Annotated in this window: 22 protein-coding genes; 11 read left to right on the plus strand and 11 right to left on the minus strand. The window is 54.3% G+C overall.

The genetic code is table 11. The features are described 5' to 3' along the window. Nucleotides 1-40: 40 nt before the first annotated feature. The 8 genes from ACLJPE_RS07620 to ybgI all read right to left on the minus strand — a co-directional run bounded on the left by ACLJPE_RS07620 (nucleotide 41) and on the right by ybgI (nucleotide 5,724). On the minus strand, nucleotides 41-781 hold the full coding sequence (locus ACLJPE_RS07620; protein WP_001194235.1) for a hypothetical protein: 741 nt from the start codon (nucleotides 779-781) through the stop codon (nucleotides 41-43). A gap of 1 nt (nucleotide 782) precedes the next feature. Continuing rightward, entirely contained in the window at nucleotides 783-1,118 is a 336-nt protein-coding gene (locus tag ACLJPE_RS07625) for a hypothetical protein (RefSeq protein WP_077906418.1), read from the minus strand. Between the two features lie 459 nt (nucleotides 1,119-1,577). After that, a complete protein-coding gene (locus tag ACLJPE_RS07630; protein WP_000824704.1) occupies nucleotides 1,578-2,144 on the minus strand; it encodes a tyrosine-type DNA invertase in 567 nt (188 codons plus the stop codon). Nucleotides 2,145-2,203: 59 nt separating this feature from the next. Further along, entirely contained in the window at nucleotides 2,204-2,335 is a 132-nt protein-coding gene (locus tag ACLJPE_RS07635) for a hypothetical protein (RefSeq protein ID WP_001528846.1), read from the minus strand. Nucleotides 2,336-2,658: 323 nt separating this feature from the next. Beyond that, nucleotides 2,659-3,393, minus strand: a complete 735-nt coding sequence (gene pxpA / locus ACLJPE_RS07640; RefSeq protein ID WP_001643095.1) for a 5-oxoprolinase subunit PxpA — start codon at nucleotides 3,391-3,393, stop codon at nucleotides 2,659-2,661. Next, nucleotides 3,383-4,315, minus strand: coding sequence for a 5-oxoprolinase subunit PxpC (pxpC, locus tag ACLJPE_RS07645; protein ID WP_000932044.1), 933 nt, complete (start codon nucleotides 4,313-4,315; stop codon nucleotides 3,383-3,385). Before pxpC ends, pxpA begins: the two co-directional genes overlap by 11 nt. After that, on the minus strand, nucleotides 4,309-4,965 hold the full coding sequence (pxpB, locus tag ACLJPE_RS07650) for a 5-oxoprolinase subunit PxpB (protein ID WP_001188373.1): 657 nt from the start codon (nucleotides 4,963-4,965) through the stop codon (nucleotides 4,309-4,311). Before pxpB ends, pxpC begins: the two co-directional genes overlap by 7 nt. A 15-nt stretch (nucleotides 4,966-4,980) precedes the next feature. Beyond that, nucleotides 4,981-5,724 carry a radiation resistance protein YbgI gene (gene ybgI, locus ACLJPE_RS07655; RefSeq protein WP_000798844.1) on the minus strand — a complete coding sequence of 248 codons (744 nt, stop codon included), beginning with the start codon at nucleotides 5,722-5,724 and terminating at the stop codon, nucleotides 4,981-4,983. Nucleotides 5,725-6,052: 328 nt separating this feature from the next. Between ybgI and ACLJPE_RS07660 the strand changes: the two genes are divergently transcribed. Next, complete coding sequence (locus ACLJPE_RS07660) at nucleotides 6,053-7,534, plus strand: MFS transporter (protein WP_001643093.1); 1,482 nt, start codon at nucleotides 6,053-6,055, stop codon at nucleotides 7,532-7,534. Nucleotides 7,535-7,572: 38 nt separating this feature from the next. On the opposite strand, the gene phrB is transcribed toward ACLJPE_RS07660, so the two are convergent. Then, nucleotides 7,573-8,994, minus strand: a complete 1,422-nt coding sequence (gene phrB, locus ACLJPE_RS07665; RefSeq protein WP_038389839.1) for a deoxyribodipyrimidine photo-lyase — start codon at nucleotides 8,992-8,994, stop codon at nucleotides 7,573-7,575. Between the two features lie 110 nt (nucleotides 8,995-9,104). Further along, nucleotides 9,105-9,311 (minus strand): YbfA family protein, encoded by a 207-nt coding sequence (locus ACLJPE_RS07670; protein ID WP_000401437.1) that lies wholly within the window; start codon nucleotides 9,309-9,311, stop codon nucleotides 9,105-9,107. A 336-nt stretch (nucleotides 9,312-9,647) separates the two neighbouring features. Between ACLJPE_RS07670 and kdpF the strand changes: the two genes are divergently transcribed. The 10 genes from kdpF to ACLJPE_RS07720 all read left to right on the plus strand — a co-directional run bounded on the left by kdpF (nucleotide 9,648) and on the right by ACLJPE_RS07720 (nucleotide 22,260). After that, nucleotides 9,648-9,737: a K(+)-transporting ATPase subunit F gene (gene kdpF, locus ACLJPE_RS07675; protein ID WP_001670793.1), complete on the plus strand. Its 90-nt coding sequence runs from the start codon at nucleotides 9,648-9,650 to the stop codon at nucleotides 9,735-9,737. Beyond that, nucleotides 9,737-11,416: a potassium-transporting ATPase subunit KdpA gene (gene kdpA / locus ACLJPE_RS07680; RefSeq protein WP_000730068.1), complete on the plus strand. Its 1,680-nt coding sequence runs from the start codon at nucleotides 9,737-9,739 to the stop codon at nucleotides 11,414-11,416. Before kdpF ends, kdpA begins: the two co-directional genes overlap by 1 nt. A gap of 20 nt (nucleotides 11,417-11,436) precedes the next feature. After that, nucleotides 11,437-13,485: a potassium-transporting ATPase subunit KdpB gene (gene kdpB, locus ACLJPE_RS07685; RefSeq protein ID WP_000088039.1), complete on the plus strand. Its 2,049-nt coding sequence runs from the start codon at nucleotides 11,437-11,439 to the stop codon at nucleotides 13,483-13,485. Between the two features lie 8 nt (nucleotides 13,486-13,493). Then, nucleotides 13,494-14,078 (plus strand): potassium-transporting ATPase subunit KdpC, encoded by a 585-nt coding sequence (gene kdpC / locus ACLJPE_RS07690; protein ID WP_023212936.1) that lies wholly within the window; start codon nucleotides 13,494-13,496, stop codon nucleotides 14,076-14,078. After that, nucleotides 14,075-16,759: a two-component system sensor histidine kinase KdpD gene (gene kdpD, locus ACLJPE_RS07695; protein WP_039512968.1), complete on the plus strand. Its 2,685-nt coding sequence runs from the start codon at nucleotides 14,075-14,077 to the stop codon at nucleotides 16,757-16,759. Before kdpC ends, kdpD begins: the two co-directional genes overlap by 4 nt. Further along, nucleotides 16,756-17,433 carry a two-component system response regulator KdpE gene (gene kdpE, locus ACLJPE_RS07700; RefSeq protein ID WP_000186053.1) on the plus strand — a complete coding sequence of 226 codons (678 nt, stop codon included), beginning with the start codon at nucleotides 16,756-16,758 and terminating at the stop codon, nucleotides 17,431-17,433. The genes kdpD and kdpE overlap by 4 nt, the downstream gene beginning before the upstream one ends. Nucleotides 17,434-17,710: 277 nt before the next feature. Continuing rightward, a complete protein-coding gene (speFL, locus tag ACLJPE_RS07705; RefSeq protein WP_015632840.1) occupies nucleotides 17,711-17,815 on the plus strand; it encodes a leader peptide SpeFL in 105 nt (34 codons plus the stop codon). A 380-nt stretch (nucleotides 17,816-18,195) separates the two neighbouring features. Further along, nucleotides 18,196-20,394 carry an ornithine decarboxylase SpeF gene (gene speF, locus ACLJPE_RS07710; RefSeq protein WP_001292402.1) on the plus strand — a complete coding sequence of 733 codons (2,199 nt, stop codon included), beginning with the start codon at nucleotides 18,196-18,198 and terminating at the stop codon, nucleotides 20,392-20,394. Next, entirely contained in the window at nucleotides 20,391-21,710 is a 1,320-nt protein-coding gene (gene potE, locus ACLJPE_RS07715) for a putrescine-ornithine antiporter (protein ID WP_000042658.1), read from the plus strand. Before speF ends, potE begins: the two co-directional genes overlap by 4 nt. A gap of 64 nt (nucleotides 21,711-21,774) precedes the next feature. After that, nucleotides 21,775-22,260, plus strand: coding sequence for a pyridoxamine 5'-phosphate oxidase family protein (locus ACLJPE_RS07720; RefSeq protein WP_000070056.1), 486 nt, complete (start codon nucleotides 21,775-21,777; stop codon nucleotides 22,258-22,260). Nucleotides 22,261-22,374: 114 nt separating this feature from the next. Here ACLJPE_RS07720 and pgm read toward each other — a convergent pair whose 3' ends face one another. Then, nucleotides 22,375-24,015, minus strand: coding sequence for a phosphoglucomutase (alpha-D-glucose-1,6-bisphosphate-dependent) (gene pgm, locus ACLJPE_RS07725; RefSeq protein ID WP_000974372.1), 1,641 nt, complete (start codon nucleotides 24,013-24,015; stop codon nucleotides 22,375-22,377). Nucleotide 24,016: the final 1 nt, after the last annotated feature.

The following is a 24,016-nucleotide window of genomic DNA, read 5'->3' on the forward strand; positions in this document are numbered from 1 at the left end:
AACGGGTCTGAATACCGCGCGGCATGATGTAAATATGCTGTCAGCATAAATCCGGTGCGTTACCGGCCCCAGTTTTTACCAACGCACTCTGTTGACTGATGTCCGGGCCGACGTCCGGTATCCTTATTCTTACCGCATCAGATAGCGGTACTCCTGTCGGGATATCCCAGCGTTGTTTCAGCGTCTGCTCCGCGAGCCAGACCTGCCTCACGCCGGTTCCCAGCATACGGGCCGTCATTTCCGGGCTACAGCCTGACAACAGTAATCCCAGCACCCGCCGTCCCTGTTTTGGCAGACGCTCTGACAGTAACCTGACCAGCGTGCGGCTGTTTATCTCCATCACCAGCTCCGGTACGCTCAACGCGTTTTTCATCTCCTCCTCGTAAGGCGATGTCTGTAGTGATGACCATATGGCAAGCTCAGCCATTCTGGCCAGAACCCTTACCGACATAGCGCGTTTAATCAACCTCAGATGGCGGAAATAACCTTCCACGCTGACGTCAACCGGTAAAAACGCGTTACTGCTGCAAAAAACCACTGTCCGCGGATAACGCTGAAAAACCTGTTGCCACAGCAGAAGCTGAGTTGATGGCCGTCCGGCGGATATCACCATCGCGCCGGGCCACCGACGCAACCGATCCAGCAGCCCTTCTGGTGTCCTGAGACGAACGCAGTCCTCCACGCAAAGGCCACCGGTATCCGGAAACTGCGCAGGATTTTCGCCTGACTGACAAAACATAATCAGCCGGAGAGGCGGCAGTACTCTGGTTAACGTCTGCATATCAGTACGTCAGAACCTGGTACAGGCTGAACAACGCTGCGACGGTGGAGACCGACAGCAGGAGCAAAAATATTTTCGCGCCCATACTGTACCGACACTTACTGGTGCCCCCCCTTCCGGTGGACATTTCCGCATATTCTTGCGTCATCAGATTGTTCTCCTCTGGCCATTGCCGACCCGGCACTGCGCCAGCAACGGCAGCTTCGTGTTGTGGAAACAACATGTCCGCACCCTTTCGTGGACCGGGAGCCATTCCATGTCTGTATGAAAAATGACGTCTGGCCCTATCTAAACACAGCACTCTGACACCCTGTCCGGTTCTGCTTTTCGGCTGCACAGGCCGTCAGTCCCCCTGGTAGTAAATGCTCCTGCCGCAGGGTAATTCTGCCCTGTGCGGAGTACAAAATGACAAATAAAAAACACAGTAATCTATTGATTTATATATTTATTATGTAAATCAGCTTTCCCTGAACAGACTTCTCTGTGATTTAACAATATGATTCAAAAAGTTAAATAAAGTATTTAATTCTTTGATATGATTATTAATCAGCATTAAATATTATTTAATACGTTTTTTTAACACTTAAAATTAACATTTTGTGCAGGCAGGACAAAAATGGATACAGCATAGTGCTGGTTGGACCAGGTAAATTTTCCCTTAGTTTTTTTATTGTTATATGGATAACTCCTTAATAAGCAAGAGATTACGATTGCATGACTCTTGTGTGGAAGGGGTAAATCTGAGAGGATGATGAAAGCGCGAAGCGGACTTAACTTTTTGAATCAGAACGTACGGTTATACTCGACGTTTTTTTCGCCATATTCCATGAAAACGCCCGGCGTTACTTGCGGTGTATCTTACGGTGTGCTGGATATTCCTGTGCCCCAGATAGTCCTGTATGAGCCGAGTATCAATCCCTTTATCAGCAAGGGCGTAGCCGCAGGCATGTCGCAGCATATGAGGATGTGGCGCTATCGTTAATTCGGCTAACCGCCCTGCCTCACGAAGTATGTAAAAAAATTGTTGCCTGCTGAGCGGATGCCGTCGCAGCGACAGGAACAGCCAGTCTCCGTCAGCCCCTTTCTCAAGATACTTCCTGGCCCTGAGCCAACTTTTCAGTACGTTATACTCATCGGGAAGGAGGGGGTGACACGTTGAAAAGCCATTTTTGAGGCGCCGGATATAAAGCTGTCTTCCTGCAAGATCAATATCCGACAAGCGCAGCCCCAGCAGCTCACTGGCCCGGAAGCCGTGAATAAACGCCATCAGGATTAAGCAGCGGTTTCTTTCCGGGAAGGGCATTCTGTCGGTCGCTGACAGCAGTTTTTCAATCTCTTCTTGCGTAAGATATTTTCTTTTCACAAAACAAATCCATCATAACAAAATGAGTAATATACTAAAAAATCACTGATCAGATGAGTTTAATTTTCGCTAAAAAAGTTGCTATGCGTAAACAGCTTAAAATCCATATAGCTGACAATCTGGCACGCTATCCATGACGTGATAGTGAAACAGCGAATCAATCTGGCTTCAGTCTCCTGATAAGTTGTCATGACGAGGAATATAAATGCTAAAAATGAGGCTATCGTGAGGTAAATCAATCAGAAAGGGGTAATAGAGAGTCAGGTAGTTTACCCGCCCCGGAGGTTTGATTAGATGGCGATAGCTAACAATATCATAGTGATTTTCAAAAATTCTGCTGCTAACAGCAATAAGCTCATCATACTGGCTATTACAGCATCACTTGGTTATTTTTAAAATAATATATTATAAAGGGATTTATATAGTATTGAATAAATCCCTCTTCCTGACATTAAGAGGACAGAACACGATAATTTTTAGCAGCCGTAATATAATAGCTTCAATCGTCTGGCTCTCAGGCAATAACGTGTATATTACGCGCATTGAACGCGGCGCGTAGCCTGCGTGCGAATGCAAGCGCATATTCGCCGTCGCCATGAATGCACACCGTTTGCGCCGTGACAGTCGTCCACACACCAGTAACACTTTTCACTCTCCCGGCTTGCACCATATCCAGCGTTTGCGCCAGCGCCTGCTCTTCGTCGTGAATCAGCGCGCCAGGTTGCGTGCGCGGCACCAGGCTACCGTCGGCCTGATAGCCGCGATCGGCAAACACCTCCTGCCGCGTCACCAGGCGATAGCGTTCACCGGCCCGGATCAGCTCACTTCCCGCCAGTCCAACCAGTATCAGTGACGGATCATAGTCGTGTACCGCTTTCGCAATCGCCTGTGCCAGATGGGGATCTTTCGCCGCCTGGTTATAGAGCATACCGTGCGGCTTGACATGGCGCATCACGCCGCCTTGCGCCTGAACAATCGCCCCCAGCGCGCCGATTTGGTACAGCGTCTGGGCGTATACCGTTTCCGGCGGCAAAACCATCGCCGTCCGCCCAAAATTATCCCGATCCGGAAAGCTGGGATGCGCGCCGATCGCCACGCCGTTTTTCAGCGCCTCGCGCACGCAGGTCAGCATGGTTTGCGCATCACCGGCGTGAAAACCACAGGCGATATTGGCGGAGGAGACCAGCGTTAATAATTCGCTGTCGCTGGCGCAACCTTCGCCCAAATCCGCATTTAAATCAATGTTCATGCTGAAGTCGCCAGGTAAGCTGTTCCAGATAGCGCTGACGCTCGCGGCGCGCGTTGAGCGCCTCTTCCAGCGAACATTGCACAAAATGGATCGGTTGCCCTAGCGGGATCTGCGCCAGATGGTACATATCTGCCTCGATGATGCAGGCAATGCGCGGATAGCCGCCAGTTGTCTGGGCATCATTCATTAGCACAATAGGTTGACCGTTGTAAGGCACCTGTACGACACCGGGCAGCAAACCGTGCGACAGCAGTTCGCGATCCGTTGTCCGCGTTAACGATTGTCCCTGCAAACGATAGCCCATGCGATTACTTTGCGGACTGAGTTGCCACGGTGAACGCCAGAACGCTTCTTGCGAGGCGCGATCGAATTCACGGTATTCCGGCCCCGGCAGCGCACGGATGCGATTCCCCCACAGTAACTGCTTCACGCCCTGCGGCCCGCTAAACTGTCGCGATGGTTTACCCGTCGCCAACCGATCGCCATCTTTTAGCAGCCGTCCTTCCAGCCCACCGATACCGGACTTCAGATCGGTACTACACGATCCCATCACCTCCGGCACAGCAATACCGCCCGCCACCGCCAGATAGCTACGCATCCCGTGAAGCGGTCGATGCAGCGTAAGACGTTGACCCGCTTTTACCGGCAATCGCCAGCCTGTCCAGACCGGTTGATCATCCAACTGCGCTTCGCAGCCTGCGCCGGTAAGAGCGAACCAGGTCTCATTTTCAAATTCGACAACCAGTTGACCGAGAGTGATTTCCAGCGCCGGGGCATTCGCATCGTTCCCGACCAGGAGATTAGCGGTCTGAAAGGCGGGTTTATCCAGCGCACCGCAGTGACTCAGCCCCGACTGACGAAAGCCGTGACGCCCGCTATCCTGCACGGAGGTGTAAATCCCCGCGCGAATAATATTCAGCATATTCCCTCCTTTTGCGGCACAAAGCGTACGCTATCGCCAGGGCGTAGCAGAACCGGGGTCTCCCGCATCGGATCGAATAACTTCAACGGCGTGAGGCCGATCAGCTGCCAGCCGCCCGGCGTGGATAATGGATAAATCCCCGTCTGCGCGCCGCCGATGCCGACAGAACCGGCCGGAACCTGCAGGCGCGGCTCTGCGCGTCTGGGCATATGGAGCGGTTCTGGTAAATTCCCAAGATAGGGAAAGCCGGGCTGAAAGCCTAAAAACCAGACGACATACTCAACGGAGGCATGTAGCTCCACGACCTGCTTTTCACTCAAACCGCTGTGCCGTGCCACCGCCGCCAGATCCGGCCCGCCTGCGCCGCCATAGATCACCGGGATCTCAACCGAACGCGAGTCCGGTTCCAGCGCCTCGCTCTCTTCCCACCAGCGCTGCAGACGCTCAATCGCATCCAGCGCCAGAGTTTGCGGTTCCCGCAAGATCACGGTGATATTGTTCATCCCGGGAATGGCTTCCACCACGTTCGGCATATCGACCAGACGCTGCGTCAGACGCCAGATGCGTTTCTGGCTCGCCAGCGTAATCGGCGGTTCAAGTTCCAGGACGACCGCTGTTTCGCCTAACAGATAACAACGCGCTCGCTGCACTTTATTACCTCTCAGTTATGCCGGGTTAGGGATATCAATAAACGTCACATCCAACGCCGTGTTTTCGTTCAACCATTCGCTCAGGGCGCGAATACCGCCGCGTTCAGTGGCATGGTGACCGGCGGCATAAAAATGCAGCCCCTGTTCGCGCGCGGAATGAATGGTCTGTTCAGACACCTCGCCGGTAATGAAGGCATCCACGCCGAAGCGGGCGGCGCTATCAATAAAACTTTGCCCGCCGCCGGTACACCAGGCGACACGCTGCACATTCTCTGGCCCGGTATCGCCGCACCATAGCGGTTTACGCCCCAGACGCGCTTCAATCCATGAGGCCAGTTCCAGCCCTGGCACCGGCATTGAGAGCTCTCCCCACGGCACCAGCGGCTCAATTTCTCCTTTCACGGTAATGCCCAATAGCGCCGCCAACTGCGCATTGTTGCCCAGCTCAGGGTGCGCATCCAGCGGCAGATGCCAACCGTAAAGGTTAATATCATTTGCCAGTAACGTTTTTAAGCGACGGCGTTTCATGCCGCGAATAACCGGAGACTCGCCTTTCCAGAAGTAACCATGATGAACAATGACCGCATCGGCCTGCAAACGCACCGCCTCATCGAGCAGCGCCTGACTTGCGGTCACGCCGGTAACGATTTTCTGTACCGTCTCTTTTCCTTCGACCTGTAAACCATTCGGCGCATAATCGCTTATTGCCGCACTGTTCAGCTTGTCGTTAATCAGTTGTTCCAGCTCGGTGTTTTTCATCATCGCTCCCTTTAACCCACGTTCTACTTTCCCGTTACGGGTTCAGTCTCCGTTAACATAGCCTCCCGTTGGCCGTTCGTCGATAAACATTTGTTTGACACATCAAGAAACAATCACCCCCGGGTTTGGCGCAAATTACTTAGCAAAACACGATCGGTTTCATGTATATTTATGCAATCAGAACGCATATTGCAGAAAAAATCAGTTCTGTATCATGTTGGTAACTTTAAGGAAACACGGCGATACGGCAGGCTTAATAAGCCCACAAAGAAAGGCATTATCTGAGAATGCCGCGTTCTTGCCACAGCGTCTCTATCCCGGAAATACGATGAATAAACAAGCATCTCAACCCCGCGCTATTTACTACGTTGTCGCCCTGCAAATTTGGGAGTACTTCAGCTTTTATGGTATGCGCGCCCTACTGATTCTTTATCTCACCAATCAGCTAAAATACGACGATAACCACGCCTATGAGTTATTCAGCGCTTACTGTTCGCTGGTCTACGTAACGCCGATTCTTGGCGGCTATCTGGCGGATAAGGTGCTTGGCAACCGAATAGCAGTCATGCTGGGCGCATTTTTAATGGCGATCGGTCATTTAGTGCTGGGCGCCAGTGAGATCGCGCCGACATTCCTTTATCTGTCGCTGGCGATCATTGTCTGCGGCTACGGCCTGTTTAAATCGAATATTAGCTGCCTGCTGGGCGAACTGTACCAGCCGGAAGATCCGCGCCGCGACGGCGGGTTCTCGCTGCTTTACGCAGCGGGCAATATTGGTTCGATCGTGGCGCCTATCGCCTGCGGCTATGTGCAAGAGGAGTACAGTTGGGCGATGGGCTTTGCGCTCGCCGCCATTGGTATGCTGGCGGGGTTAGTGATCTTCCTGTGTGGAAATCGTCATTTCACCCACACCACCGGCGTTAATAAAGCCGTGTTGTGCGCCAGAAACTACCTGCTGCCGAACTGGGGCTGGCTGTTAATTCTGCTGGTAGCGGCGCCGTTGCTGATTACCGTTCTGTTCTGGAAAGAATGGTCTGTCTATGCCTTAATCGTGGCGACCGCGATCGGCCTGGTCGTGCTGGCAAAAATTTATCGTCAGGCGCAAACGGCCAAACAGCGCAAAGAACTGGGGCTGATTGTCACCCTGACCCTGTTCAGTATGCTGTTCTGGGCGTTTGCCCAGCAGGGCGGCAGCTCTATCAGCCTGTATATCGACCGCTTTGTGAACCGCGATATTCTGGGCTATTCCGTTCCTACCGCCATGTTCCAGTCGGTGAACGCCTTTGCCGTGATGCTGTGTGGGGTCGTCCTGGCCTGGCTGGTTAAAGAGAGCGTAAGCGGTAATCGCACCGTGCGTATCTGGGGCAAATTCGCGCTGGGTCTCGGTCTGATGAGCGCCGGATTCTGTATTCTGACCCTGAGCGCACGCTGGTCCGCCGCTTACGGACACTCTTCAATGCCGCTAATGGTGCTGGGACTGGCGGTGATGGGCTTTGCCGAGCTGTTTATCGACCCGGTCGCCATGTCGCAAATTACGCGCATTGATATCCCCGGCGTCACCGGCGTATTAACCGGAATTTATATGCTGCTGTCCGGCGCGATAGCTAACTATCTGGCAGGCGTCATCGCTGACCAGACCTCGCAAAGCGCCTTCGACGCCAGCGGCGCGGTTAATTACGCCATCAACGCCTATGTGGATGTTTTTGAACAGATCACCTGGGGCGCGTTAGCCTGCGTAGGGGTTGTCCTGCTGATTTGGCTGTATCAGTCCTTCAAATTCAAAAGCCGCGCGCTGGCCGTCGAATCCTGATAGCAGAATGCCCGGTAGTTTGCGCTACCGGGCCTGTATCACGTCCCTTTTCTCGCCGCCTCATAGGCGGAAAGCGTCGCGATTCTCGCCTGTTTGTGCTCCACAATAGGCCGAGGATAATCAAGCACGACTCCCGCTTTTTCCGCCCACCGCCACGGCTCGTGAATCGCTTTTCCAGGGATATCGCGTAATGCCGGTAGCCACTGGCGGATAAATTCGCCGTCGCGATCGAACCTCTCTCCCTGAGTCGTGGGATTAAAAATACGAAAATAAGGCGCGGCATCAGTACCGGTTGAGGCGGCCCACTGCCAGCCGCCATTATTGGCGGCAAGATCGCCGTCAATAAGCTGCGACATGAAATAGCGCTCCCCTAACCGCCAGTCAATCAGCAGATCTTTTACCAGAAAGCTGGCGGTAATCATGCGTAAACGGTTATGCATCCAGCCCGTCGCGTTAAGCTGGCGCATCGCCGCATCGACAATGGGATAACCGGTTTCGCCTTTCTGCCATGCCTGAAAATAGTGCGGGTTCTCCTGCCACGCGACGCGTTTTGTCCAGCGGATAAACGGCTGGTGTTTGCATAATGCCGGATACCAAGTCATTAAATGACGGTAAAATTCCCGCCAGATGAGTTCATTCAACCAGACGCTTCCCGGTCCGCCGTCCAGCGCCTGCGGCTGCTCCGCCAGTAATCGGTGCAGGCACTGTCGCGGCGACAGGCCACCCGTCGCCAGGCTGGCGGAAAGCCGACTGGTGCCGTCGACCGCAGGGAAATCCCGCCGTGACTCATACTCGTCTGCGCCCTGCGCGCAAAACTGACGTAGCTGCGCGATGACCGCGTTTTCTTCCACCGGGAAAAGCGCGGCGTCAAACGCCTGTTGCGGGTAGTTAAGCGAGACTGGCGTTAAGGGAGTAGAAAGCGCGCCGCTCACCCGGATCTTCGGGGCCGGAACGCATGGCGGAATATCCTCTTTTAGCCGTTTCAACCAGGCGTTTTTAAACGGCGTAAAAACTTTATACATTTCATGATTGCCGGTCATCACCGCGCCGGGCGCCAGAATCACGCTATCGTCAAAGCCTTCGCAGATGACAGATGGCAGCGTTTTTTCCACCGCCGCATCACGCTGACGCTCGTTAAACTCATACTGATAGTTATAAAACAGATGGCTGACGTCATGCTGTCGGCAAACGTTTTTGACCGTTTCAATACTGGCGTTAAAATCCGCCACTTCATGAAACAGCAGCGGAATGCCTTTCTCTGCAAGGGCCGTCTGTAGCGCATTGAGCTGCGCGCTGATGAATGCCGCCTGCCGCGGCGCCATATCATGAGCCTGCCACTGGGCGGGGGTGGAAATATAAAGCGCCAGCACCCGCGCGGATGCATCGCGGCAGGCGGCGGCCAGCGCAAGGTTATCCTGTAAACGCAGATCGCGCCTGAACCAGACTAAATGGGTGGGCATACAACTCCTGAAAGATGAAACGTCACGGCGAATAGCGTTAAACAGTGTAGACCCTGGCGCATAAAAAAACCGCCAGCGTGGCGGCTGACGGTTTTTCAGGCTGGTCGCGATTAATAAAAATCGCAGGTGGCTTTTTCAGCCTGCGCCATCCATACCGGTTTATCACTGGTTTTCGACCAGACACGGTGCAGATAACTATAAAAACGCGCACGGTCTTTCCAGAAGAGCATCACCGGCAGCGCCAACACGCCTGCGATCACCGCGAAAGCACGACGGACAAAAATGACATGCGCCGGATAGTCTTTATAGTGTTCCATACGTTTCCCCCCTTTATACCGACGCTACCCGCCCCGGTATAGATTGAATCGGTGAATAGCACCGAAAAATTGAACCTCGTTACCTGATTAAAATAGTACCGCTTTCGGTGTAATTTTACTACTCATCCGACCACTTATTTTCACGCTTTTCCAGCAGATTTACATTCAAAGCGTAAATTAGTTACAAAAAGGTTAAATTAATACTAATCATTAGTTAAATAATGGTCTTTGCCATTTTTATACTTTTTTTACACTCCGCCCGCCAATTTTTGCGAAATCTTTGCAGCCAAAAAATTACCTTTCTCAGGAGTAAAACAATGCCACTGGAGGTGCTCTGTGAGTGCAGGCGTGATAACCGGCATCGTGCTGGTTTTCTTACTTTTAGGTTATCTGGTCTATGCCCTGATTAATGCGGAGGCGTTCTGATGGCCGCGCAAGGATTTTTACTGATCGCCAGTTTTTTACTGATTTTATTGGTACTGGCGAAACCGTTGGGTTCGGGCCTGGCAAGGCTCATCGCCGCCGTTCCGTTGCCGGGCGTGGCTGGCATTGAGCGTATCCTCTGGCGAACTCTTGGCATTACCGACCACGAAATGAACTGGCGTCAGTATTTACTGGCGCTACTGACGCTCAATCTGCTGGGACTGGGCATCCTGTTTTGCCTGCTGTTCTGGCAGGAGTGGCTGCCCTTAAATCCGCAGCGGCTACCGGGTCTGTCCTGGGATCTGGCGCTGAATACCGCCGTCAGCTTTGTCACCAATACCAACTGGCAAGCCTACAGCGGCGAAAGCACGCTGAGCTACTTTAGCCAGATGGCGGGGCTGACGGTGCAAAATTTCCTGTCGGCGGCGACCGGGATTGCGGTGGTTTTTGCACTTATCCGCGCCTTTACGCGCCAGAATGTGCACACGCTGGGTAATGCCTGGCAAGATCTGGTACGCATTACGCTATGGATATTATTTCCTGTCGCGTTAATTATCGCGCTGTTTTTTATCCAACAAGGCGTACCGCAAAACCTGTCGGCTTATCAGCCCATCACCACTCTTGAAGGCGCTAAACAACTCTTGCCGATGGGTCCGGTTGCTTCGCAGGAGGCGATCAAAATGCTTGGCACCAACGGCGGCGGTTTCTTTAACGCCAACTCTTCGCATCCGTTCGAAAACCCCACCGCGCTCACTAATCTGGCGCAGATGCTGGCGATATTTTTGATTCCAGCCGCGCTCTGTTTCGCCTTTGGCGAAGCGGCGGGCGATCGCCGTCAGGGACGCGCGCTACTCTGGGCAATGTCATTCATTTTTGTGGTCTGCGTAGCGGTAGTGATGTGGGCGGAAGTTCAGGGAAATCCACATCTGTTGGCGGCAGGCGCGGACAGTAGCGTCAACATGGAGGGTAAAGAAACACGCTTTGGCGTGCTGGCCAGCAGCCTGTTTGCCGTCGTCACGACCGCGGCGTCCTGCGGGGCGGTAAATGCCATGCACGACTCGTTTACCGCTCTGGGCGGTATGGTGCCGATGTGGCTGATGCAAATTGGCGAAGTGGTCTTTGGCGGCGTCGGTTCAGGCCTGTATGGCATGTTGCTGTTTGTCCTGCTGGCGGTGTTTATCGCGGGGCTGATGATCGGTCGCACACCGGAATATCTGGGGAAAAAAATCGACGTGCGCGAAATGAAAATGACCGCGCTGGCGATTCTGGTCACGCCGATGCTGGTCTTGTTGGGTTCGGCGCTGGCGATGATGACGGATGCCGGACGCAGCGCAATGCTGAACCCTGGCCCGCACGGTTTTAGCGAAGTGCTATATGCCGTCTCCTCTGCCGCCAACAACAACGGTAGCGCCTTTGCGGGTCTGAGCGCTAACTCGCCTTTCTGGAACTGTTTGCTGGCGTTCTGCATGTTCGTCGGCCGTTTCGGCGTGATTATTCCTGTCATGGCCATCGCCGGATCGCTGGTCAGTAAAAAAGTACAGCCGGCCAGTCAGGGAACGCTGGCGACCCACGGCGCGCTATTTATTGGACTGCTTATCGGCACGGTACTGCTGGTCGGCGCGCTGACATTTATTCCTGCCCTGGCGCTTGGCCCGGTAGCGGAACATTTCTCTTTACCTTGAGCGATGCGGAGTACATTGATATGAGTCGCAAGCAACTGGCGCTGTTTGAACCTGTTTTACTCGTACAGGCGCTAACGGATGCCGTAAAAAAATTAAGCCCACGCGCCCAGTGGCGTAACCCGGTGATGTTTGTGGTCTGGGCCGGCAGCGTGCTAACCACTCTGTTAACGCTCGCTATGGTAACAGGACAAATAACGGGAAGCGCCTTGTTTACAGGGGTGATCAGCCTGTGGTTATGGTTCACCGTACTGTTCGCCAATTTTGCCGAAGCGCTGGCGGAAGGCCGCAGCAAAGCCCAGGCAAACAGTCTGAAAGGAGTGAAAAAGACCGCGTTCGCTCGCCGCCTGCGCGCCCCGCGCCATGATGCGCAGGCTGATAACGTGCCCGCCGCTGAACTGCGGAAAGGCGACATTGTCCTGGTCAAAGCGGGCGATATTATTCCCTGCGATGGCGAGGTCATCGAAGGCGGCGCCTCGGTGGATGAAAGTGCGATTACCGGCGAATCCGCGCCCGTGATCCGTGAGTCCGGCGGCGATTTCGCCTCTGTCACCGGCGGCACGCGAATTCTTTCCGACTGGCTGGTGATTGCCTGTAGCGTCAATCCTGGCGAAACCTTTCTTGACCGGATGATCGCGATGGTGGAAGGCGCACAGCGGCGGAAAACACCTAACGAGATTGCCCTGACGATTTTGCTCATTGCCCTGACCATTGTCTTTTTACTGGCGACCGCCACTCTGTGGCCCTTCTCCGCCTGGGGCGGTAACGCGGTCAGCGTCACCGTGTTGGTGGCGTTGCTGGTGTGCCTGATCCCCACTACCATCGGCGGGCTACTCTCCGCCATTGGCGTAGCCGGAATGAGCCGAATGTTGGGCGCGAACGTCATCGCCACCAGCGGCCGCGCCGTAGAAGCCGCGGGCGATGTCGACGTGTTACTGCTGGATAAAACCGGCACTATCACGCTCGGCAATCGCCAGGCGTCCGATTTTATTCCCGCCCGAGGGGTGGACGAACGCACGCTGGCTGACGCCGCGCAGCTCGCTTCGCTGGCCGACGAAACGCCGGAAGGCCGAAGCATTGTGATCCTCGCCAAACAGCGCTTTAACCTGCGTGAACGCGATGTGCAGTCGCTTCATGCCACCTTTGTTCCGTTTACCGCGCAAAGCCGCATGAGCGGAATTAATATCGATAACCGGATGATCCGTAAAGGCTCGGTGGACGCGATTCGGCGTCATGTCGAGAGCAATGGCGGCCATTTTCCCGCCGATGTCGAGCAAAACGTCGAGAACGTGGCGCGTCTTGGCGCGACGCCGCTGGTGGTCGTGGAAGGCGCGCGCGTACTGGGTGTTATCGCCCTCAAGGATATCGTTAAAGGCGGTATTAAAGAACGTTTCGCCCAGCTACGAAAGATGGGCATTAAAACGGTGATGATCACTGGCGATAACCGCCTGACGGCGGCAGCGATTGCCGCCGAAGCCGGTGTGGACGATTTTCTTGCCGAAGCCACGCCGGAAGCCAAGCTGGCGCTGATCCGTCAATATCAGGCGGAAGGACGGCTGGTCGCCATGACCGGCGACGGCACTAACGATGCCCCGGCGCTGGCGCAGGCTGACGTCGCGGTGGCGATGAACTCCGGCACCCAGGCGGCAAAAGAAGCCGGTAATATGGTGGATCTGGACTCTAACCCGACCAAGTTGATTGAAGTGGTGCATATCGGTAAGCAGATGCTGATGACGCGCGGCTCGCTCACCACTTTCAGTATCGCGAATGATGTAGCGAAATATTTCGCCATTATTCCCGCCGCGTTTGCCGCTACCTATCCGCAGCTAAACGCGCTCAACGTGATGGGGCTGCATTCGCCGAACTCCGCCATTCTGAGCGCGGTGATCTTTAACGCCCTGATTATCATTTTTCTGATCCCGCTGGCATTAAAAGGCGTGAGTTATAAGCCGCTTTCCGCATCGGCCATGCTGCGCCGTAATTTATGGATCTATGGTCTGGGTGGTCTGGTGGTGCCGTTTATTGGCATCAAAGTGATTGATGTGCTGCTGACCCTGCTGGGTCTGGCGTGAGGTGTATGATGATCGGTTTACGTCCTGCTTTTTCGACAATGTTATTTCTGCTGTTATTGACCGGCGGCGTGTATCCGCTTCTGACCACGGCGCTGGGGCAGTGGTGGTTTCCCTGGCAGGCTAATGGCTCGCTGATTCATAAAGACCATGTGATACGCGGCTCAGCGCTTATCGGACAATCGTTTACCGCCGCGGGCTATTTTCATGGCCGGCCCTCCGCCACCGCCGATACGCCTTATAATCCACTGGCGTCGGGCGGAAGCAACCTGGCCGCCAGCAATCCCGAACTGGATGCGCAAATACAGGCCCGCGTCGCCGCGCTACGCGCCGCTAACCCCCAGGCGAGTTCCGCGGTTCCGGTTGAGCTGACGACGGCGTCGGCAAGCGGGCTGGATAATAATCTGACGCCCGGCGCCGCGGCATGGCAAATCCCCCGCGTGGCGGCGGCTCGCCAGCTTCCCGTTGAACAGGTCGCGCAACTGGTTGCAGAATATACGCACAGGCCGCTGGCGAGCTTTCTTGGGCAACCAGTGGTGAATATTGTTGAGCTTAATCTGGCGCTGGATGCGCTACAGGGACACAGAGCGAAATGAACGACGAACCCTTGCGTCCTGATCCGGATCGCTTGTTGGAACAAACGCCCCGGCCCCACCGGGGGAAGTTGAAAATTTTCTTCGGCGCCTGCGCAGGCGTCGGAAAAACCTGGGCGATGCTGGCGCAAGCGCAGCGGCTGCGAGCGCAGGGGCTGGATGTGGTGATCGGCGTGGTAGAAACACATGGCCGTAAAGAGACCGCCGCGCTACTTGACGGGCTGACCATTCTGCCGCCAAAACGTCACTCGCACCGGGGGCGGCAAATCCGCGAATTTGACCTGGATGCCGCCCTCGCCCGGCGTCCGGCGCTGATTTTAATGGATGAGCTGGCGCACAGTAACGCGCCTGGCTCACGCCATCCTAAGCGCTGGCAGGATATTGAAGAGCTGCTGGAAGCGGGAATCGACGTTTTCACCACCGTGAATGTACAACATCTGGAAAGTCTGAACGATGTGGTGAGTGGCGTCACGGGGATTCAGGTGCGCGAAACTGTCCCCGATCCCTTTTTTGATGCCGCCGATGAAGTCGTACTGGTCGATCTGCCGCCCGACGATCTGCGCCAACGGCTCAACGAAGGTAAAGTGTATATCGCCGGTCAGGCGGAACGCGCTATTGAACATTTTTTCCGCAAGGGCAATCTGATCGCCCTCCGCGAGCTGGCGCTACGCCGGACAGCCGATCGCGTGGACGATCAGATGCGCGCCTGGCGCGCGCATCCGGGCGAAGAAAAAGTATGGCATACGCGTGATGCGATTTTACTGTGTATCGGGCATAACACCGGCAGCGAAAAACTGGTGCGTACCGCGGCGCGTCTGGCCTCCCGGCTCGGCAGCGTCTGGCACGCCGTCTATGTCGAAACGCCAACGTTACACCGCTTACCGGAAAAGCAACGACGGGCCATTTTAAGCGCGCTGCGCCTGGCGCAGGAGCTTGGCGCGGAAACCGCCACCCTGTCCGATCCCGCCGAAGAGAAAGCGGTCGTGCGCTATGCCCGCGAGCATAATCTGGGGAAAATCGTCATGGGCCGCCCGGCGTCGCGACGCTGGTGGCGACGTGACGCTTTCGCCGACCGTCTTGCCAGGCGCGCGCCGGATCTCGATCAGGTGATCGTCGCGCTGGAAGAACCGCCTGCCCGCGCGTTGGCGCAAACGCCTGATAACCGACCTTTTAAAGAGAAATGGCGTGGGCAGATTCAGGGCTGTCTGGTCGCCGTGGCGCTTTGCGCCATCACCACGCTTATCGCTATGCAGTGGCTTGTCACCTTCGACGCCGCCAATCTGGTGATGCTCTATTTGCTGGGCGTAGTGGTGATTGCGCTGCTTTACGGACGCTGGCCGTCGGTGGTGGCGACGGTGATTAACGTGGCGAGTTTCGATCTCTTTTTTATCGCGCCACGCGGTACGCTCGCCGTTTCGGACGTGCAGTATTTGCTGACCTTTGCCGTGATGCTGACGGTTGGTCTGGTGATTGGCAATCTTACTGCCGGGGTGCGCTATCAGGCGCGCGTCGCCCGTTATCGGGAACAGCGTACCCGCCATTTATATGAAATGTCTAAAGCGCTGGCCGTCGGGCGTAGCGAACATGATATCGCCGCGACCAGCGAGCGGTTTATCGCCTCGACGTTCCAGGCGCGCAGCCAAATTTTATTACCTGATGCTAACGGTAAGTTGCTGCCTCTCACCCACCAGCAAGGCATGACGCCGTGGGACGACGCAATTGCGCGCTGGAGTTTTGATAAAGGCCAGCCTGCCGGCGCAGGCACCGATACCCTCCCTGGCGTGCCTTATCAAATCCTGCCGCTGAAAAGCGCCGATAAAACGTACGGTCTGGCTATCGTCGAACCGGGTAATTTGCGTCAGTTAATGGTGCCGGAGCAGCAACGCCTGCTGGAAACATTTACTCTGCTTGTCGCCAACGCGCTGGAACGACTGACGCTAACCGCCAGCGAAGAACAGGCGCGTCTCGCCAGCGAGCGCGAAAGTATTCGCAACGCTCTGCTGGCGGCGCTATCGCATGATTTACGCACGCCGCTGACGGTATTGTTCGGCCAGGCGGAAATTTTGACGCTGGATTTAGCCAGCGCAGGATCGCCCCACGCGCGTCAGGCCAGTGAAATCCGCCAGCATATTCTCAACACCACCCGGCTGGTGAATAATTTGCTGGATATGGCGCGTATTCAGTCCGGCGGGTTTAATCTTAAAAAAGAGTGGCTGACGCTGGAAGAGGTCGTCGGTAGCGCGTTACAGATGTTAGAGCCGGGTTTATTGCATCCGATTACATTGTCGCTGCCGCAACAGTTAACGCTTATCCATGTCGATGGCCCCTTATTTGAGCGTGTCCTGATCAACTTGCTGGAAAACGCCGTTAAGTACGCCGGGCCGCAGGCCAGTATCGGCATTGATGCTGCGGTTAAGGACGATCGTTTACAACTGGATGTCTGGGATAACGGGCCGGGTATTCCTGCGGGGCAAGAACAGAAGATTTTCGATAAGTTCGCCCGCGGCAACAAAGAGTCCTCCGTCCCCGGCGTGGGGCTGGGGCTGGCGATTTGCCATGCTATCGTAGAGGTACACGGCGGCACGCTTACCGCCTATAATCGACCGCAGGGCGGCGCCTGTTTCCGTGTGACGCTGCCGCAAGGAAAGCCCCCTGAACTTGATGATTTTCATGAGGATATGTGACAAACGTTCTGATTGTTGAAGATGAACAGGCCATCCGCCGCTTTCTGCGCGCTGCGCTGGAAGGCGACGGCCTGCGCGTGTATGAAGCTGAAACATTACAACGTGGTTTACTGGAAGCCGCCACGCGAAAGCCCGATCTGATTATTCTCGATCTCGGCCTGCCGGATGGCGACGGAATCGATTTTATTCGCGACCTGCGTCAGTGGAGCGCAATACCGGTGATTGTCCTTTCCGCCCGCAGCGAAGAAAGCGATAAGATTGCCGCGCTTGACGCCGGAGCTGATGATTACCTGAGCAAGCCATTCGGCATTGGCGAGTTGCAGGCGCGTTTGCGTGTCGCGCTGCGACGGCACGCCGCCAGCCCTTGCGCCGATCCGATCGTCCGCTTTTCCGGCGTGACGGTCGATCTCGCCGCACGGTTGATCCACCGTGGCGACGAAGAAATCCATCTGACGCCGATTGAGTTCCGCCTGCTGGCGGTATTACTCAATAATGCCGGCAAGGTATTAACCCAACGGCAGTTATTAAACCAGGTCTGGGGCCCTAACGCCGTGGAGCATAGCCACTATTTGCGCATCTATATGGGACATTTACGCCAGAAACTGGAACAAGATCCCACCCGCCCACGCCATTTTATTACCGAAACCGGAATTGGCTATCGCTTTATGCCGTGAATAGCCATTCATTATTTTTAAATAACTTCTAATTTTTATGTCATTTATTTTCGGCGTCGCGAATAATTATTTTCGCGGCGATATTATATTTTATGAAGGATATAAAAAACATATAATTAACATTTAAGAAACAATCCGTTATTTCACAGCACGATATGCATAATCGCCGACTAATTATTTTTCAAATGATCGTTTTTTGTTGATCTGGTTCACAGATCGCTGGCGCTCCCTGGATAAAATATCCATGCTTTCAATAAATCAATGAAAGGACCTCAAAATGGAAAATAATAATCGTTTTATGCCCCATATAAGGCGGACAACGCATATTATGATGTTTGCCCACCGTAATAGTTTCGATTTTCATTTCTTTAATGCCCGGTAGTTTTTCTGCTACGGGTACTTCAGCATACAGGTCTTTCCGACCCTTATGTCATTCAGGTCTATTGCCTAAATAACTCGAATTGTTAAAAGCGACAGCACGGTAATTCCTTTACACCAAGCCAGCTAACCATCTGGTTTGATAGAAGAAATTCCGACTCAGCGCAATTTTAGTTATCACGGTTTCTGCCTGTATATCGTAGTACTCAACTCCTTAAATCCTGAATTTCCTGCAACCGGACGGGTTGGGATTTATTACATCTAAAATAAAGCTAATTTACTGATTTTTTTATCAGCGGGATAGCTTTGATTTTTTCCGGAAGAATCAGTTTCTCATGCGAGAAATTGAGGGCCTGCTATTACCTGAAATAAAGAGATGAAAAAATGTCAGAATTAAAAATTGCCGTTAGCCGTCATTGCCCGGATTGTTTTTCTACACACCGTAATATTGTAAATGTTGATGAGAGTCGTTTCATCGACGTGGCTGCCATCGTGTTATCCATCGACGACATTGAACACGGAAAACTCGATGAAATCGACGCAACGGGTTACGGTATTCCCGTGTTTGTCGCGACTCATGACGAAGGGCGCGTACCGCCTGAGTATTTGCCGCGTATCTCTGGTGTATTCGAATATAATGAATCCCGTACTGCCTTCTATGGTCGCCAGTTGGAAACCGCAGCAAGCCACTACGAAACGCAGTTACGTCCGCCGTTTTTCCGCGCGCTGGTGGATTATGTCAACCAGGGCAACAGCGCATTTGACTGCCCGGGGCATCAGGGCGGCGAATTCTTCCGCCGTCATCCTGCCGGTAATCAGTTCGTGGAATACTTTGGCGAAACGCTCTTCCGCTCCGACCTATGCAACGCGGACGTGGCGATGGGCGATCTGCTGATTCACGAAGGCGCGCCTTGCATTGCGCAGCAACATGCGGCGAAAGTCTTTAACGCCGATAAGACCTACTTTGTGCTGAACGGGACCTCCTCCTCTAACAAAGTCGTACTCAACGCGCTGTTAACGCCGGGCGATCTGGTACTGTTTGACCGTAACAACCACAAATCTAACCACCACGGCGCATTATTGCAGGCGGGCGCAACACCAGTTTACCTGGAAACCGCGCGTAACCCGTATGGTTTTATCGGCGGGATCGACGCTCACTGCTTCGAAGAAGATTACCTGCGCGAGCTGATTAGCGAAGTCGCGCCGCAGCGCGCCCGCGAAGCACGTCCATTCCGTCTGGCCGTCATCCAGTTAGGCACCTACGACGGTACCATTTATAACGCCCGTCAGGTCGTCGATAAAATTGGTCATCTGTGCGACTACATCCTGTTTGACTCCGCCTGGGTCGGCTATGAACAATTTATTCCGATGATGGCTGATTGTTCGCCGCTGCTGCTGGAACTGAACGAAAACGATCCGGGTATTCTGGTGACGCAGTCCGTTCACAAACAACAAGCCGGTTTCTCCCAGACCTCGCAGATCCATAAAAAAGATAGCCATATCAAAGGGCAATCGCGCTACGTTCCGCATAAGCGCATGAACAACGCCTTTATGATGCACGCCTCCACCAGCCCGTTCTATCCGCTGTTCGCCGCGCTGGATGTTAACGCCAAAATGCACGAAGGCGTCAGCGGTCGCAATATGTGGATGGATTGCGTGGTTAACGGCATCGATGCCCGTAAATTGATCCTCGAAAACTGTCATCACATCCGTCCGTTCGTACCGGAACTGATTGATGGTAAGCCGTGGCAGTCATACCCGACGTCAGAGATCGCCAGCGATCTGCGCTTCTTCCACTTCGTTCCGGGAGAACACTGGCATGCGTTTGAAGGCTATGCCGAACATCAGTACTTTGTCGACCCTTGCAAACTGCTGCTCACCACACCGGGCATTAATGCAGCGAGCGGCGAATATGAAGACTTTGGCGTTCCTGCCACGATCCTCGCCAACTTCCTGCGCGAGAACGGCGTTGTGCCGGAAAAATGCGACCTCAACTCCATTCTGTTCCTGCTGACGCCGGCAGAAGACATGGCGAAGTTACAACAGCTTGTCGCCCTGCTGGCTCGTTTCGAAAAACTGCTGGAAGCTGATGCGCCATTAGCGGAAGTATTACCGTCCATCTACAAACAGCATGAAGCGCGTTATGCCGGCTACACCCTGCGTCAGCTTTGCCAGGAGATGCACGATCTCTATGCGCGGCACAACGTGAAACAGCTGCAAAAAGAGATGTTCCGTAAATCGCATTTCCCGAAAGTCAGTATGAATCCGCAAGAGGCCAACTATGCCTATCTGCGCGGCGAGGTCGAACTGGTTCGCCTGCCGGAAGCGGAAGGTCGTATCGCGGCTGAAGGCGCTCTGCCTTACCCGCCGGGAGTGCTGTGTGTAGTTCCGGGTGAAATCTGGGGCGGTTCTGTCCTGCGTTACTTCAGCGCCCTGGAAGAAGGGATCAACCTGCTGCCGGGCTTTGCGCCTGAACTGCAGGGCGTTTATATCGAAGAACACGACGGCCGTAAGCAGGTCTGGTGCTACGTCATTAAACCTCGTGACGCGCAGCGCTCCCTGCTGAAGGAGGAAAAATTATGAGTAAACCTAAATCCAATAAAATGGGTGTCGTGCAGCTCACAATTCTGACTATGGTCAACATGATGGGCTCCGGGATCATCATGCTACCGACCAAACTGTCTGAAGTCGGCACGATATCCATTATCTCCTGGCTGGTCACCGCCGTCGGCTCGATGGCGCTGGCCTGGGCGTTTGCGAAATGCGGTATGTTTAGCCGTAAATCCGGCGGCATGGGCGGTTACGCCGAATATGCCTTCGGTAAATCCGGCAACTTTATGGCGAACTATACCTACGGCGTCTCGCTGCTGATCGCCAACGTGGCTATCGCCATCTCCGCTGTCGGCTATGGCACCGAGCTGTTCGGCGCCGCGCTGACGCCGCTCCAGATCGGTCTGGCGACTATCGCCGTATTGTGGGTTTGTACCATCGCAAACTTTGGCGGCGCGCGTATTACCGGACAGATCAGTAGCGTTACCGTTTGGGGCGTCATCATTCCGGTTGTCGGCCTGTGCATTATTGGCTGGTTCTGGTTTAGCCCCAGCATGTACGTAGCGTCATGGAACCCGCACCATGTTCCGTTCTTTAGCGCGGTCGGTTCTTCCATCGCCATGACGTTGTGGGCATTTCTTGGACTGGAATCCGCCTGCGCCAACGCAGACGTGGTCGAGAATCCGGAAAAGAACGTCCCCATTGCGGTACTGGGCGGTACGTTGGGCGCGGCGGTCATCTATATCGTTTCGACTAACGTGATTGCCGGGATTGTGCCGAACATGGATCTGGCGAACTCCACGGCGCCGTTTGGTCTGGCGTTTGCACAGATGTTCACGCCTGCGGTAGGTAAAGTGATCATGGCGCTGATGGTAATGTCCTGCTGCGGCTCGCTGCTGGGCTGGCAGTTCACTATCGCTCAGGTCTTTAAATCCTCCGCTGACGAAGGCTATTTCCCGAAAGTCTTCTCTCGTGTAACGAAAGTCGACGCGCCGGTTCAGGGGATGTTGATTATTGTGATTATTCAGACTGGCCTGTCGCTGATGACCATTAGCCCGTCGCTGAATAGTCAGTTTAACGTCCTGGTTAACCTGGCGGTGGTGACGAACATTATTCCGTATATTCTGTCGATGGCCGCGCTGGTTATCATTCAGAAAATGGCGAATGTGCCGTCATCAAAAGCGAAAGTCGCTAACTTCGTGGCCTTCGTTGGCGCCATGTATAGCTTCTACGCGCTATATTCCTCCGGTGAAGAAGCCATGCTGTACGGCTCAATTGTGACCTTCCTCGGCTGGACGTTATACGGCCTGGTCTCACCGCGTTTTGAATTGAAAAATAAACACGGCTGATGGCGCGCCCGGGCTGCGGTAACAGTAGTCCGGGCATTTTCACTCTTTGAATAAGATAATAGAAATGAGTAATCCAGAACGGGAAGTCACTGATATAGCAGAAATACTGGCTATTCTCAGTAAACACGAAGTGTGTCGGATAGGGTTTAACGACAATCTCTGCCCGTATGTTGTCCCCGTAAATTTTGGCTACGAGTATCAGAACGGACGCTGGATATTTTATTTTCACGGCGCACGCACCGGGAAAAAGATGCGTCTGTTACGTAAGAACCCGGCAGTATGCATTGAAATGGACGGCGACCATGCATTACTACGTGCCGATGACCCCTGTGATTATAGCTACGCCTACACCAGCGTTTTCGCCACCGGACTGGCATCGATATTGCAAACACGCGAGGAGATGCGCTACGGCCTGGACGTCATTATGCGCCAGACCGATCCGGGAAAAACCTTCAGTTATCGGGAAGATATGATGAAAGCGGTTTGCGTGGTGCGTATCGAATGCGACGCCCTCACCTGCCGCCGACATCTGGCGACTCAGAGCGAATAAGTCAGATATCACAAGCGCCTTATCCGGCCTGGAGGCGGTTTACAGGCCTGATAAGCACAGCGCCGTTAATATAAAAAAGGAGCCGTAAGGCTCCTTTTTCTTCCATATCGCCCATCAGGCGTTTTTCAATACTTCGCTAACGATTTCAACGGCTTCTTTCTCAATCTGCTTGCGATGTTCTTCCCCCAGGAAGCTTTCGCAATAGATCTTGTAAGCGTCTTCCGTACCGGATGGACGCGCGGCGAACCAGCCGTTATCGGTCATTACCTTCAGGCCGCCAATCGATGCGCCATTACCCGGCGCTGCGGTAAGACGCGCGGTAATCGGGTCGCCTGCCAGCGTGCTGGCGCTGACCATTTCCGGAGACAGTTTAGACAATGCCGCTTTCTGGGCCGAGGTCGCTGCCGCCTGCAGACGGTTATAGCTCGGCGCGCCAAAACGCGCTGCCAGTTCATTGTAATGCTCTTGCGGGTTTTTCCCGGTAACGGCGGTGATTTCCGCCGCCAGCAGGCACATGATGATACCGTCTTTATCGGTAGACCACGGCGTACCGTCGAAACGCAGGAACGAAGCGCCCGCGCTCTCTTCCCCGCCGAAACCAAAGCTGCCGTCGAACAAACCGTCAACAAACCATTTGAAGCCAACCGGCACTTCCACCAGCTTGCGTCCCAAATCATTCACCACGCGGTCAATCATCGCGGAAGAGACCAGCGTCTTACCGACGGCAACATCTTTGCCCCACAGCGGACGATGCTGGAACAGGTAGTTAATGGCGACCGCCAGATAATGGTTCGGGTTCATCAGCCCTGCAGGCGTCACGATGCCATGACGGTCGTAGTCCGGGTCGTTAGCGAAGGCCAGGTCAAACTTGTCACGCAGCGCCAGCAAACCCGCCATCGCGCATTCGGAGGAGCAATCCATGCGGATCGCGCCGTCTTTATCCAGATGCATAAAGCGGAAGGTTTGATCAACCTGATCGTTGACTAACGTCAGGTTAAGCTTGTAATGCTCTGCGATACGTTTCCAGTATTCAATACCGGAGCCGCCCAGCGGATCAACGCCCAGCGTCAGACCGGCTTTCTGAATCGCCGCCATATCAACGATATCCGCCAGCCCTTCGACAAACGGCTGTACCAGATCTACCGCTTTAACGTGGCCCGAGGCCATTGCCGCATCCAGAGAGATGCGCTTAACGCCTTGCAGGCCATCCGCCAGCAGCGCATTGGCGCGATCTTCTACCACTTTAGTGACGTTGGTGTCCGCCGGGCCGCCATTGGGCGGATTATATTTAATACCGCCATCTTCCGGCGGGTTGTGCGACGGCGTAATGACAATACCATCAGCCAGCGGGCCGCCTTTTTTGTTATGGACCAGGATAGCATTTGACACGGCAGGCGTTGGCGTGAAGCCATTATTTTCCTGCACGATAACGTCTACGCCGTTTGCCGCCAGCACTTCCAGCACGGAAATGAAGGCCGGTTCCGAGAGCGCATGGGTGTCTTTCCCCACATAGCAGGGGCCGGTAATGCCATTCTTCGCCCGCTCTTCAGCAATCGCCTGGGCGATCGCCAGAATATGCGGTTCGTTGAAACTGTGACGACCTGCGCTACCGCGATGGCCGGAAGTGCCAAATTTCACGGCATGTTCTGCATTCCCTGCCTCCGGTTTCAGTACATAATACTGCGCCGTCAGTTGGGCGACGTTAATCAAATCACTCTGTTGCGCGGGTTGTCCTGCGCGGTTGTGGATTGCCATT

This window comes from Salmonella sp. SAL04196 (genome assembly GCF_046550835.1).
In the GTDB taxonomy this organism is placed as follows: domain Bacteria; phylum Pseudomonadota; class Gammaproteobacteria; order Enterobacterales; family Enterobacteriaceae; genus Salmonella; species Salmonella enterica.

What these genes read in the sequence shown, in the direction of transcription:
- ACLJPE_RS07720 (WP_000070056.1), top strand. Translation starts at nt 21,775, where the DNA reads ATGAGTAATCCAGAACGGGAAGTCACTGATATAGCAGAAATACTGGCT.
- pgm (WP_000974372.1), bottom strand. Translation starts at nt 24,015, where the DNA reads ATGGCAATCCACAACCGCGCAGGACAACCCGCGCAACAGAGTGATTTG.
- kdpB (WP_000088039.1), top strand. Translation starts at nt 11,437, where the DNA reads ATGAGTCGCAAGCAACTGGCGCTGTTTGAACCTGTTTTACTCGTACAG.
- ACLJPE_RS07620 (WP_001194235.1), bottom strand. Translation starts at nt 781, where the DNA reads ATGCAGACGTTAACCAGAGTACTGCCGCCTCTCCGGCTGATTATGTTT.
- ACLJPE_RS07670 (WP_000401437.1), bottom strand. Translation starts at nt 9,311, where the DNA reads ATGGAACACTATAAAGACTATCCGGCGCATGTCATTTTTGTCCGTCGT.
- phrB (WP_038389839.1), bottom strand. Translation starts at nt 8,994, where the DNA reads ATGCCCACCCATTTAGTCTGGTTCAGGCGCGATCTGCGTTTACAGGAT.
- speFL (WP_015632840.1), top strand. Translation starts at nt 17,711, where the DNA reads ATGGAAAATAATAATCGTTTTATGCCCCATATAAGGCGGACAACGCAT.
- speF (WP_001292402.1), top strand. Translation starts at nt 18,196, where the DNA reads ATGTCAGAATTAAAAATTGCCGTTAGCCGTCATTGCCCGGATTGTTTT.
- ACLJPE_RS07660 (WP_001643093.1), top strand. Translation starts at nt 6,053, where the DNA reads ATGAATAAACAAGCATCTCAACCCCGCGCTATTTACTACGTTGTCGCC.
- ACLJPE_RS07635 (WP_001528846.1), bottom strand. Translation starts at nt 2,335, where the DNA reads ATGACAACTTATCAGGAGACTGAAGCCAGATTGATTCGCTGTTTCACT.
- pxpA (WP_001643095.1), bottom strand. Translation starts at nt 3,393, where the DNA reads ATGAACATTGATTTAAATGCGGATTTGGGCGAAGGTTGCGCCAGCGAC.
- kdpA (WP_000730068.1), top strand. Translation starts at nt 9,737, where the DNA reads ATGGCCGCGCAAGGATTTTTACTGATCGCCAGTTTTTTACTGATTTTA.
- kdpD (WP_039512968.1), top strand. Translation starts at nt 14,075, where the DNA reads ATGAACGACGAACCCTTGCGTCCTGATCCGGATCGCTTGTTGGAACAA.
- potE (WP_000042658.1), top strand. Translation starts at nt 20,391, where the DNA reads ATGAGTAAACCTAAATCCAATAAAATGGGTGTCGTGCAGCTCACAATT.
- kdpC (WP_023212936.1), top strand. Translation starts at nt 13,494, where the DNA reads ATGATCGGTTTACGTCCTGCTTTTTCGACAATGTTATTTCTGCTGTTA.
- ybgI (WP_000798844.1), bottom strand. Translation starts at nt 5,724, where the DNA reads ATGAAAAACACCGAGCTGGAACAACTGATTAACGACAAGCTGAACAGT.
- pxpC (WP_000932044.1), bottom strand. Translation starts at nt 4,315, where the DNA reads ATGCTGAATATTATTCGCGCGGGGATTTACACCTCCGTGCAGGATAGC.